The sequence below is a fragment of the Sphaerotilus uruguayifluvii genome, assembly GCF_013294065.1.
In the GTDB taxonomy this organism is placed as follows: domain Bacteria; phylum Pseudomonadota; class Gammaproteobacteria; order Burkholderiales; family Burkholderiaceae_C; genus Sphaerotilus; species Sphaerotilus uruguayifluvii.
On sequence record NZ_JABSNM010000001.1, the window covers coordinates 66,213 to 77,693 of the forward strand.

At 71.8% G+C, this 11,481-nt stretch carries 11 protein-coding genes; 6 read left to right on the forward strand and 5 right to left on the reverse strand.

Annotated elements, in window-relative coordinates; genetic code table 11:
* The first annotated feature begins 148 nt into the window (after positions 1-148).
* Genes HNQ01_RS00285 through chrA form a run of 4 tightly spaced genes read left to right on the forward strand, consistent with a single transcriptional unit; the run spans position 149 to position 4,730 of the window.
* Positions 149-442 carry a hypothetical protein gene (locus HNQ01_RS00285; RefSeq protein ID WP_173803321.1) on the forward strand — a complete coding sequence of 98 codons (294 nt, stop codon included), beginning with the start codon at positions 149-151 and terminating at the stop codon, positions 440-442.
* A gap of 55 nt (positions 443-497) precedes the next feature.
* Positions 498-1,877 carry a Trk system potassium transporter TrkA gene (gene trkA, locus HNQ01_RS00290; RefSeq protein WP_173803322.1) on the forward strand — a complete coding sequence of 460 codons (1,380 nt, stop codon included), beginning with the start codon at positions 498-500 and terminating at the stop codon, positions 1,875-1,877.
* Between the two features lie 19 nt (positions 1,878-1,896).
* Positions 1,897-3,354: a TrkH family potassium uptake protein gene (locus HNQ01_RS00295; protein WP_173803323.1), complete on the forward strand. Its 1,458-nt coding sequence runs from the start codon at positions 1,897-1,899 to the stop codon at positions 3,352-3,354.
* 29 nt (positions 3,355-3,383) lie between these two features.
* Positions 3,384-4,730 carry a chromate efflux transporter gene (gene chrA, locus HNQ01_RS00300; RefSeq protein WP_173803324.1) on the forward strand — a complete coding sequence of 449 codons (1,347 nt, stop codon included), beginning with the start codon at positions 3,384-3,386 and terminating at the stop codon, positions 4,728-4,730.
* Between the two features lie 32 nt (positions 4,731-4,762).
* Here chrA and HNQ01_RS00305 read toward each other — a convergent pair whose 3' ends face one another.
* Positions 4,763-5,665, reverse strand: a complete 903-nt coding sequence (locus HNQ01_RS00305) for a dienelactone hydrolase family protein (RefSeq protein WP_173803325.1) — start codon at positions 5,663-5,665, stop codon at positions 4,763-4,765.
* Positions 5,666-5,746: 81 nt separating this feature from the next.
* Positions 5,747-6,871, reverse strand: a complete 1,125-nt coding sequence (locus tag HNQ01_RS00310; RefSeq protein WP_173803326.1) for a tartrate dehydrogenase — start codon at positions 6,869-6,871, stop codon at positions 5,747-5,749.
* 125 nt (positions 6,872-6,996) lie between these two features.
* On the opposite strand from HNQ01_RS00310, the gene HNQ01_RS00315 reads away from it, so the two are divergent.
* Positions 6,997-7,929: a LysR substrate-binding domain-containing protein gene (locus tag HNQ01_RS00315; RefSeq protein ID WP_173803327.1), complete on the forward strand. Its 933-nt coding sequence runs from the start codon at positions 6,997-6,999 to the stop codon at positions 7,927-7,929.
* Positions 7,930-7,941: 12 nt separating this feature from the next.
* Here HNQ01_RS00315 and ctlX read toward each other — a convergent pair whose 3' ends face one another.
* Positions 7,942-8,928, reverse strand: coding sequence for a citrulline utilization hydrolase CtlX (gene ctlX, locus HNQ01_RS00320; protein ID WP_286180373.1), 987 nt, complete (start codon positions 8,926-8,928; stop codon positions 7,942-7,944).
* Between the two features lie 16 nt (positions 8,929-8,944).
* The gene (locus tag HNQ01_RS00325; protein WP_173803328.1) at positions 8,945-9,997 is read right to left on the reverse strand and encodes an ornithine cyclodeaminase; all 1,053 of its coding nucleotides are present in this window, start codon (positions 9,995-9,997) and stop codon (positions 8,945-8,947) included.
* Between the two features lie 128 nt (positions 9,998-10,125).
* On the opposite strand from HNQ01_RS00325, the gene HNQ01_RS00330 reads away from it, so the two are divergent.
* Positions 10,126-10,560, forward strand: a complete 435-nt coding sequence (locus tag HNQ01_RS00330) for an Lrp/AsnC family transcriptional regulator (protein ID WP_173803329.1) — start codon at positions 10,126-10,128, stop codon at positions 10,558-10,560.
* Positions 10,561-10,588: 28 nt separating this feature from the next.
* Here HNQ01_RS00330 and HNQ01_RS00335 read toward each other — a convergent pair.
* A partial coding sequence (locus tag HNQ01_RS00335) for a tetratricopeptide repeat protein (protein ID WP_173803330.1) occupies positions 10,589-11,481 on the reverse strand: 893 nt, incomplete at its 5' end.

Genomic DNA, 11,481 nt, shown 5'->3' on the forward strand with positions numbered 1-11,481 from the left:
CCCGGCGCTATAACGTCGGGTGTGCCGTCCGTCACGCCACAGAAGCGCGACCGGCCGTCCTTTCCTCGCGGACCTGCTGCATCGGTCCGCCTGCGCCTCGTGCACCGGAGACATGCACGACGCCCGACTGCCATCGAGGAACACGAACATGCTGAACCGGATCTTCCAGCGCACCGAGCGCGGCCGCATCGTCCTGCTCGAGGACCGCGACCTGCCGCTGAGCGACATGCGCCTGCTGATGCGCTTCAACGGCTACACGCCGCTGGGCCTGCTGCTCGACCCGCATGACGACGAGGACCGCCTGAGCGGCGCTGTCGCGCGCCTGCACCAGGCCGGCCTGATCGAGCCGATCGGCGACGCGCACGACGCCGACGCGCCGGTGCGGCCGGCCGCCAGCTGGGCCGAGCGTGTCACGCACCTGACGCTGCAGGCCGCCGCCTGAGCCGCTCGGGACCGGTCGCAGCGCGACCGGCCGCGCGGCTGCCGATAATCGGCCGATGAACATCCTGATCATCGGCGCCGGCCGCGTCGGCACCAGCGTGGCCGAGCATCTGGTCTCCGAGCGCAACGACATCACCGTCGTCGACACCGACCCGCAGCGCCTGCGCGAGCTGCAGGAGCGGCTCGACCTGCGCGGCGTCTGCGGCAACGCGATCCAGCCCTCGGTGCTGCGCGAGGCCGGGGCCGACGACTGCGACCTGCTGGTGGCCTGCGCGCCGCAGGACGAGACCAACCTGACGGTGTGCAAGGTCGCGCACGACCTGTTCAACGTCACCACCACCATCGCGCGGCTGCGCTCGCCCGAGTTCGTCGAGGGCGCGCCGCTGCTGGCGCGCGGCGGCGGCTTCGCGGTCGACCATGTGATCTGCCCGGAGCAGTCGGTCACCACCTACATCCGCAAGCTCGTCGAGTACCCGGAGGCGCTGCGCATCATCGAGTTCGCCGGCGGCCGGGTCACGCTGGCGGGCGTGCGCGCCGGCGCGGGCAGCCGCCTGGTCGGCCATCGGCTCGACCAGATCCCGACGCTGGTGCCGCACCTGGACCTGCGCATCGTCGGCCTGTTCCGGCGCGAGCAGCCGCTGAAGGCCGACGGCAGCACCCGCATCGAGGCCGGCGACGAGGCCTTCGTGCTGACGCGCACCGGCTCGGTCGGCGAGGTGCTCGGCGCGCTGCGCGAGCGCGACCGCCCGGTGCGCCGCATCATGATCGCCGGCGGCGGCAAGGTCGGCCTGCGCCTGGCGCGCGAGCTGCGCGGGCGCTGCGAGATCCGCCTGATCGAGCTCGACCGCACGCGCTGCGAGTACCTCGCCGCCGAGCTCGGCACGGACGTGCTGGTGCTGCACGGCGACGCCACCGACGAGGACCTGATGACCGACGAGAACGTCGGCGAGACCGACGTCTTCATCGCGCTGTCGAACGACGACGAGGACAACATCCTGTCGGGCCTGCTGGCCAAGCGCCTGGGCGCGCGCCGCGCCATCGTGCTGATCAACCGCCGCGCCTACACCGAGCTGGTGCAGGGCACGCAGATCGACGTGGCGATCTCGCCGCAGCACGCGGTCATCGGCGAGCTGCTGGCCCATGTGCGCCGCGGCGACGTCGAGGCGGTGCACAGCATGCGCCAGGGCGCGGCCGAGTCGATGGAGATCATCGTGCGCGGCGACCGGCGCTGCACGAAGGTGGTGGGCCGGCGCATCGGCGAGCTCGAGCTGCCCGAGGGCGTGCAGATCGGCGCGATCGTGCGCGGCGACGAGGTGATCGTCGCGCACGGCGAGACGGCGATCCAGACCGGCGACCATGTCATCGTCTTCCTGCCGAGCAAGCGCCAGGTGCGTGCGGTCGAGAAGCTGTTCCAGGTCAGCGCGACCTTCTTCTGAGCGGAGCCACGTTCGCGCCATGCGCCACTACTACCCGGTGTTCAAGGTGCTCGGCGGCGTGCTGATGCTGTTCGGGCTGACGATGGCGGTGCCGCTGGGCTTCTCGCATTTCTGCCACGACGGCATCGAGACCGGCTTCGCGCTGTCGATGGCGATCACCATCGCGATCGGCGCCGGCCTGTTCCTGCACTGCCGCCATCTCGACCGCGAGCTGCAGCCGCACGACGGCTTCCTGCTGGCCACGCTGGTGTGGACGGTGCTGCCGGTCTTCGGCGCGCTGCCGCTGCTGCTGCACATTCCCGGCCTGAGCTTCACCGACGCCTACTTCGAGGCGGTCTCCGGCCTGACAACCACCGGCGCCACCGTGCTGACCGGGCTGGAGCGGCTGCCGGTGTCGCTCAACATCTGGCGCTGCTTCATGGTGCTGCTGGGCGGCATGGGCATCATCGTGCTGGCGGTGGCGATCCTGCCGCTGCTGGGCGTGGGCGGCAGCCAGGTCTTCAAGGCCGAGACGCCCGGGCCCATGAAGGACGACAAGCTCACCCCGCGCATCGCCGAGACCGCGCGCGGGCTGTGGGCGGTCTACTTCCTCGTCGCCAGCGCCTGCCTGCTGGCCTTCCGCTGGGCGGGCATGAGCTGGCCGGACGCCTTCATGCACATGTGCTCGACGATGGGCCTGGGCGGGCTGGCGGGCTACGACGCCAGCTTCGCCGCCTTCGACTCGCCGCTGATCGAGGCCATCGCCATCGTCTTCATGCTGCTGGCGGGCGTGAACTTCGCGCTCTACTTCCGCGTCTGGCAGCGCCGCTCGATCCGGCCGCTGTGGCAGGACCTGGAGGCGCGGCTGTTCTTCGCGCTGATGGCCGCCAGCGTCGCGGTCGTCACCGTCTTCCTGGTCGTGCACGGCGTCTACCCGGACTGGACGACGGCGCTGCGCCACGCCGCGTTCAACGTCGTCTCGGTGGCCACCACCACCGGCTTCGCCTCCGTCGACTACGCGCAGTGGCCGGTCTTCGCGCCGGTGCTGATGCTCTTCCTGTGCGGCTTCGCGACCTGCGCGGGATCGACCGGCGGCGGCATCAAGCTCAGCCGGGCGCTCCTGCTGACGAAGCAGGTGCAGCGCGAGTTCACCCGGCTGCTGCATCCGCGCTCGGTGCGGCCGGTGACGCTGGGCGGCGCGGTGATCGAACCGCAGGTGCTGTTCTCGATCCAGGCCTTCATGCTGGTCTACGGCGCGGTGCTGACCTTCGGCACGCTGGCGCTGCTGCTGACCGGGCTGGACGTGGTCAGCGCCTTCACCGCGGTGGTGGCGTGCATCAACAACACCGGCCCCGGCCTGGGCCAGGTCGGCCCGGCCAGCAACTACCAGGGCCTGACGGATGCGCAGACCTGGATCTGCACCCTCGTGATGCTGCTGGGCCGGCTCGAGCTGTTCTCGATGCTGGTGCTGTTCACGCCGCAGTTCTGGCGGCGCTGATCCGCGCCGACACCTCTCATGCAACGGACATGACCCACCTTCACGGCGATCGCCCGGCACACCCGACGTTCGGGCAAGCCCTCCTCTACTGGCTCAAGCTCGGCTTCATCAGCTTCGGCGGCCCGGCCGGCCAGATCGCGGTGATGCACGCCGAGCTGGTCGAGCGCCGGCGCTGGATCGGCGAGCGGCGTTTCCTGCACGCGCTGAACTACTGCATGCTGCTGCCCGGCCCGGAGGCCCAGCAGCTCACCGTCTACCTCGGCTGGCTGATGCACGGCACCTGGGGCGGCGTGGTGGCCGGCACGCTGTTCGTGCTGCCCTCGTACTTCATCCTTGCGGCGCTGACCTGGGTCTATCTCGCCTTCGGCGATGTCGCGCTGGTGCAGGGCGTGTTCGCCGGCATCAAGCCGGCGGTGGTGGCCGTCGTCGCGTTCGCGGCCTGGCGCATCGGCTCGCGCGCGCTGCGCAACGGCGTGCTGTGGACGATCGCGGCGCTGGCCTTTGCCGGACTGACGCTGTTCGACCTGCCCTTCCCGCTGATCGTGCTGGCCGCGGCGCTGGCCGGCGCGATCGGCGGGCGCATCGCGCCGGCGCACTTCGCCGGCGGCACCAGCCACCGCGCCGACAGCACCGCGCACGGTCCGGCGCTGCATGACGACGACACGCCCCCGCCGGCGCACGCACGCTTTTCCGTGGCGCGGCTCCTGGCGGTGCTGCTGGTCGCGCTCGGGCTGTGGGCCGCGGCGATGGCGCTGCTGGCCGGTCAGACGGTGCTGCGCGACATGGGCGCCTTCTTCACGAAGGCGGCGCTGCTGACCTTCGGCGGCGCCTACGCGGTGCTGCCCTATGTCTACCAGGGCGCGGTCGAGACCCATGGCTGGCTGAGCGGCGCGCAGATGATGGACGGACTGGCGCTGGGCGAGACCACGCCGGGGCCGCTGATCATGGTGGTGGCCTTCGTCGGCTTCGTCGGCGCGTGGACCCAGGCGGTGCTCGGGCCGGACGCGCTGCTCGCGGCCGGGCTCGCCGGCGCAGGCGTGGCGACCTTCTTCACCTTCCTGCCGAGCTTCGTCTTCATCCTGGCCGGCGCGCCGCTGGTCGAGTCCACGCGCGGCAACCTGAAGTTCACCGCGCCGCTGACCGGCATCACCGCCGCGGTGGTCGGCGTGATCCTGAACCTCGCGCTGTTCTTCGGCTGGCACGCGGTGTGGCCGCACGCCACCGCGGCGGCGCCCTTCTCGGGCGGCGCCGACCCGTTCGCGGCGCTGGTGGCCGCGGCCGCCTTCGTGGCGCTGTGGCGCCACGGGCTGGGCATCATGACGGTGATCGCCGTCTGCGCGCTGCTCGGGCTGGCGCGCAGCCTGCTGATCGGCTGAAGGGCCGCGGGCCGAGGAAGACGACGCGCGCCTCAGGCGGCCAGCGTCGCGTTGAACAGCGCCAGCGTGCGCGTCCAGGCCTGGCGGGCGGCCTCGGCGTCGAAGCGCGGCGTCGTGTCGTTGTGGAAGCCGTGCTGCGTGCCGGCGAACTGCTCGCGCACGTAGTCGGTGCCGGCGGCCTTCAGCGCCGCCTCGTAGGCCGGCCAGCCGGCGTTGATGCGCTCGTCCTGGGCGGCGTGCACGATGTACATCCGCGCCCGGATCGCCGGCACCAGCGCCGCGGCCGGCGCCGGCCCGTAGAAGGGCGCGGCCGCGCGGATCTCGGGCACGCGCGCCGCCAGCAGGTTGGTCACGCCGCCGCCATAGCAGAAGCCGACGACGCCGAGCCGGCCGTTGCCGCCCTCGATCGCCAGCGCGTGGCGCGCCGTGGCGACGAAGTCCTCGTTCAGGCGGGCCGGATCGAGCTTCGAGAAGCGCTCGCGCGCGGCATCCTCGTCGCCGGGATAGCCGCCCACCGAGCTCAGCGCATCCGGCGCGACCGCGACGAAGCCCTCGACCGCGAAGCGGCGCGCGATGTCCTCGATGTGCGGGTTGAGCCCGCGGTTCTCGTGGATCACCAGCACCACCGGCCGCGGCCCGGCGGCCTGCGCCGGCCGCACGACCTGCGCGCGGATCGTGCCGTGGCCGGCCGGCGAAGCGATGTCGATCCACTGCATGCGGATGCGCGCATCGTCGGGCCGGATCACCTGGGCCTCGGCGAACTTCGGGCTCAGCGCCGCCAGCAGGCCGGCGGCCGTCGTGCCGCCCACCGCAAAGCGCGCCGCGCCGTCCAGGAAGCCGCGCCGGTCGAGCTGGCCGTGCACGTAGCGGTCGAACAGGCCGAGCACTTCCGGGGGAAAGTCGGCGGCGGTGGGGCGGCGCGAGCGGGCATCCATGGCGGGTTCTCCGGTTCAGGGCGATCAGGTCGATCGAGCCCGGATGCTAGGCCGGCGCGGGAGACGCCACCGGCGGCAAGGTCACCGCCCGGCCACCCGCGCCGCGATCGCCTCGCCCACCGCCACCGTGTCGGCCGTGCCGCCCAGGTCGGGCGTGCGCGGGCCGTCGCGCAGCACGGCCTCGATCGCACCGAGGATGGCGTCGTGCGCGGCGCGGCCGGCGCCGGTGCCCTCGGTCAGGAAGTCCAGCAGCATCGCCGCCGACCAGATCATCGCGATCGGGTTGGCGATGCCCCGGCCATGGATGTCCGGCGCCGAGCCATGCACCGGCTCGAACAGGCTGGGGAAGCGCCGCTCCGGGTTCAGGTTGGCCGAGGGCGCGATGCCGATCGTGCCGGTGCACGCCGGGCCCAGGTCGCTGAGGATGTCGCCGAACAGGTTGGTCGCCACCACCACGTCGAAGCGCTGCGGCTGCAGCACGAAGCGCGCGGTCAGGATGTCGATGTGCTGCTTGTCGACCGCCACCTGCGGGTAGCCGGCGTGCATCGCGTCGGCGCGGGCGTCCCACCAGGGCATCGACAGGGCGATGCCGTTGCTCTTGGTCGCCACCGTCAGGTGCCGGCGCGGGCGGCTGGCAGCCAGCTCGAAGGCGTACTTGAGCACCCGGTCGGCGCCGAAGCGGCTGAAGACCGACTCCTGGATGATGATCTCGCGCTCGGTGCCGGCGAACATCGTGCCGCCGAGGTTGGTGTACTCGCCCTCGGTGTTCTCGCGCACGATCATCATGTCGATGTCGCCGGGCTTGCGGCCGGCCAGCGGGCAGGGCACGCCCTCGAACAGCCGCGCCGGGCGCAGGTTGATGTACTGGTCGAACTCGCGGCGGAACTTCAGCAGCGAGCCCCACAGCGAGACGTGGTCGGGCACCGTCGCCGGCCAGCCGACCGCGCCGAACAGGATCGCGTCCATGCCGCCCAGCTGCGCCTTCCAGTCGGCCGGCATCATCTCGCCGTGCTCGACAAACCAGTCGCAGCTCGCCCACGGGAAAGTGGTCGTCTCGATCGCCAGACCGAAGCGCTCGGCCGCGGCGTGCAGCACGCGCAGGCCCTCGGGCATCACCTCCTTGCCGATGCCGTCGCCGGCGATGACGGCGACGCGGAACGGGCGGAAAGACTCGGTGGGCACGGTGGACGGCAGGGTCGAGGACATCGGGACTCCAGGAAGGGCAAGACAACGGGCAGAAGAAGGAATGCCGCGATGCTAGGCCCGCACGGCCGGTTTCCAATGCCCCGAACGGTTCATCCATCGTGCACGATGCGTTGACAATCCGGTCGATGACGACCTCGCCCGCCACGCCCCATCCCGACGATCTGCGCCTGTTCCTGACCGTGGTGCGCCGCGGCGGCTTTTCAGCCGCGGCCACCGAGCTCGGGCTGTCGACCGCCGGCGTGAGCAAGCGGGTGCGGCTGCTGGAGGCGCAGCTGGGCGCGACGCTGCTGCACCGCACCACCCGGCGCATCGGCCTGACGGCACAGGGCGAGCAGCTCTGCCTGCGCGCGCAGCCGCTGCTCGACGCGATGGACGATCTGGTCGGCCAGGTCTCGGCGGTGCGCGCCGAGCCGCGCGGGGCGCTGCGGGTGTGCAGCAGCTTCGGCTTCGGGCGGCGCCATGTGGCGCCGGCTCTGGCGGCGCTGTCGCGGGCCTGTCCGCGGCTGACGGTGCGCTTCGAGGTGCTCGACCGGCTGGTCGACATCGCCGCCGAGGGCTACGACCTCGACATCCGCGTCGGCGACGAGATCGCGCCGCAGTGGGTGGCGCGGCGGCTGGCGGCCAATCACCGGGTGCTGTGCGCCGCGCCCGACTACCTCGCGCGGCGCGAGTCCCCGCGCAGCCCGGCCGAGCTGGCCGGCCACGACTGCCTGGTGGTGCGCGAGCGCGACCATCCCTTCGGCGTCTGGCGGCTGCAGCACGCTCAGCAGGGCGAGCGCGAGCAGACGGTGCGCGTCACCGGCCCGCTGTCGACCAACCACGGCGAGATCGCGGTCGACTGGGCGCTGCAGGGCCACGGCATCGTGCTGCGCTCGCTGTGGGACGTGGCCGCGCCGCTGGCCGAGGGCCGGCTGGTGCAGCTGCTGCCCGACTGGCGCCAGAACGCCAGCATCTGGGCGGTGCATGCGGGGCGGGCCGACGAGTCGGCGCGGCTGCGGGTGGCGGTCGACTTCCTGGCGGACTGGTTCGCGGCCGGGCCGAACGGGCCTTGCCGCTGAACCCACCCAGGCTCAGGCCTGCGGACGCGGCGCCAGGTGGATGCCCGCCAGCATGCAGCGCACCGAGCCGCCGGCGCGCTCGATCGTCGGCACCGCCAGCGGCAGCAGCGGCGCGCTGCGCTCGATGCGCTGGCGCTGCGCCGGGGTCAGCGCCGCGGCCGCCCGCGCCGACAGCGCCAGCCGACGCCCGCCCTCCCGGGTGGAGAGCTCCAGCGCATTGCCGGCGAACTCGCGGATCTGCCCCTCGCTCAGCAGGATGATGTCGCGGCCACTGTCGTGCAGCCGGCGCAGCACCTCGGCGCGCTGCCCCGGCGAGGCGATCAGCTCGGCCCCGATCAGCACGAAGTCGGTGGCGATGCACATCAGCACATTGGTGTGATAGACCGGCCGGCCCTCGGCGTCGGCGGTGTCGAAGAGCACAGGCTCGTAGCCGAACTGGGCGCAGAAGCGCTCGAGCAGCACCGGATCGGCCCGCCGCGAGCGCGCCACCCAGGCCAGACGCCCGACCTGGTCGAGCACCATCGCGCCGGTACCCTCCAGGAAGCGGCCGTCGGGCTCGTGGCCGCTGTAGTCGACCACGTCGCTGACGCGGTAGTGGCGCTTGAGCCACTCGACGACGTCGGCGCGGCGCTCGCGGCGGCGGCTGGGCGAACACATCGGGTAGAGCGCCACCCGGCCGCCGGCATGCGTGGAGAACCAGTTGTTCGGAAAGACCGCGTCGGGCGTGTCGTGGCGGCCGTCGTCGTCGAAGCGGTGCACAGTGATGCCGGCGGACTCCAGCCGGTGCACCGCCGCGTCGAACTCGTCGCGGGCCTGGCGGGCAACCCGTTCGGCCTCGGCCGACCCGAGGCGGTCGGCACGGGCGGGCGCACCGCTCTGGAAGGCGTTGTCGGCAGCCGTCTCGGGATTGGGGTGGAAGCGGTGCGGGCGCACCATCACCACGGCAGCAGGAGCCTGCACCGAGGCGGGCAGGCGGGCGGCGGGCATCAGTCCGTCCATGGGCGTCGCTCCGGGTTCAGGCCGCACGGCGCAGCGCCCGGCGGGCGCGGCCGCGGCGGGTGTGGCGGAACAGGTCCTTCGGATCGTCGGCCGAGGGCACCAGCTCGATCGTCTCGCCCAGGCCGAGCGCCTCGGCGCGCGCGGCCACCAGCCGCAGCGTCGAGAAGTCCTCCAGCGCGAAGCCGACCGAATCGAAGACCGTCACCTGATCCGCCCGCTGGCGGCCCTCGACCTGGCCGGCCAGCACCCGCCAGAGATCCACGACGGGAAAGTCGGCCGGCAGCTGCTGGATGTCGCCCTCGATGCGGGTCTGCGGCTCGTATTCGACGAAGACGCGGGCGGCGCGCAGCACGTCGGCATGCAGCTCGGTCTTGCCGGGGCAGTCGCCGCCGACGGCGTTCAGGTGCATGCCGGGCTCGATCATGTCCGGCGTCAGGATGGTGGCGCGGGTCTTGTCGGCGGTGATGGTCGTGACGATGTCGGCGCCGCGCACCGCCTCGCGGGTGCTGGCGGCGCGGCGCACCCGCAGGCCGGGGGCGGCCTGTGCGAGGTTGCGCACCAGCTTGTCGGTCGCGGCCGGGTCGACGTCGAAGGCGACGATCTCCTCGATGCCCAGGTGGGCGTGGAAGGCCAGCGCCTGGAACTCGGCCTGCGCGCCGTTGCCGATCAGCGCCATGCGCCGCACGCCCGGCCGCGCCAGCGCACGCGCCGCCATCAGCGAGGTCGCGGCGGTGCGCAGCGCGGTGGCCAGCGTCAGCTCGGACAGCAGCACCGGCCAGCCGGTGTCGACATCGGCCAGCACGCCGAAGGCCATCACGGTGTAGAGGCCGCGCCGGGTGTTGGCCGGGTGGCCGTTGACGTACTTGAAGGCGTAGCGCTGGCGGTCGGCCGCCGGCATCAGCTCGATCACGCCGACCTCGGAATGGCTGGCCACGCGGGCCGACTTGTCGAACTCGGGCCAGCGCACGAAGTCGGCCGCCAGCGCATCGGCCAGATCGCCGAGAAAGGTCTCAAGGCCGCATTCGGCCACCAGATCGGCCATCGTGGCCACGTCGATGAAGCGGGTCATGGGGGGCTCCCCTGCCGGAAAGGTTGCGGGATGCAGGGAATTCTTCCGGCGCCTGCGGCCAGAAAGAAGCACACAGACCGATCGAAGTGCTCGCAAAATCGAGCGTTTCGCTCACCCCATTGCGCAACATGAGCACACCCAGCCTGGACGAGACCGACCTGAAGCTGATCGCGATGCTGCGCCGCGACGCGCGCACGCCGGTGGCGGCACTGGCGCGTGCGCTGGGCGTGACCCGTGCGACGGTGCAGAACCGCCTCGCGCGGCTGGAGCGCGAGGGCACGATCGTCGGCTACACCGTGCAGCTGCGCCCGGACGTCGAGCGCCACGCGATCCGCGCGGTGATGAGCATCGCGGTGGAGGGCAACCGCGCCGCCGAGGTGCGCCACGCGCTGACCGGCCACCCCAGCGTGGTAGCGCTGCACACCACCAACGGCCGCTGGGACCTGATCGCCGAGCTGCGCACCGACAGCCTGCAGGCCTTCGACCAGGTGCTCAACACGGTCCGGCTGCTCGACGGCATCTCGACGACCGAGACCAGCCTGCTGCTGGGGACCTACAAGTAGGCGGCAAGCGCCCCCAGCCAGACCGCGTTTACTTCTTCGCCGTCTCGATCGGCTTGCGGAAAATCTGCCGATACAGCTCCGCAATCCGCAGGGCTTCAGGCAGCCCGAGGCGCTTGGCCGCCGCGTAGGCCCGCTTGAGCAGCACATGGATTGCGTTTCTGTCCTTCAAGGATCCGCGCCGATGTAAAGCCATGGCCAGATTGGTACGGCCAACCAACAAGTCCCTTTCAAGCCCCAGCCTCTCATAGACCGGCAACTCTTCTTCCTGCCGGATGCGCAGCGCCTCATCGAGCTGCCCGCGCGACTGCAGGATGTCCGCAATCTGGCCCTGCGTCACCGCCTTCTCGCGCACATCGCCCAGCCTCTCAAAGGCTGACAGCACTTCCTCCCGCAGCAGGCGCAGCGCCTCATCGAGCTGCCCGCGCGACTGCAGGATGTCCGCAATCTTGCCCTGCGTCACCGCCTTCGAGCGCACATCGCCCAGCCTCTCAAAGGCTGACAGCACTTCCTCCCGCAGCAGGCGCAGCGCCTCATCGAGCTGCCCGCGCGACTGCAGGATGTCCGCAATCTTGCCCTGCGTCACCGCCTTCGAGCGCACATCGCCCAGCCTCTCAAAGGCTGACAGCACTTCCTCCCGCAGCAGGCGCAGCGCCTCATCGAGCTGCCCGCGCGACTGCAGGATGTCCGCAATCTTGCCCTGCGTCACCGCCTTCTCGCGCACATCGCCCAGCCTCTCATAGACCGGCAACTCTTCTTCCTGCCGGATGCGCAGCGCCTCATCGAGCTGCCCGCGCGACTGCAGGATGTCCGCTATTCGGCCCTGCGTCACCGCCTTCGAGCGCACATCGCCCAGCCTCTCAAAGGCTGACAGCACTTCCTCCCGCAGCAGGCGCAGCGCCTCATCGAGCTGCCCGCGCGACT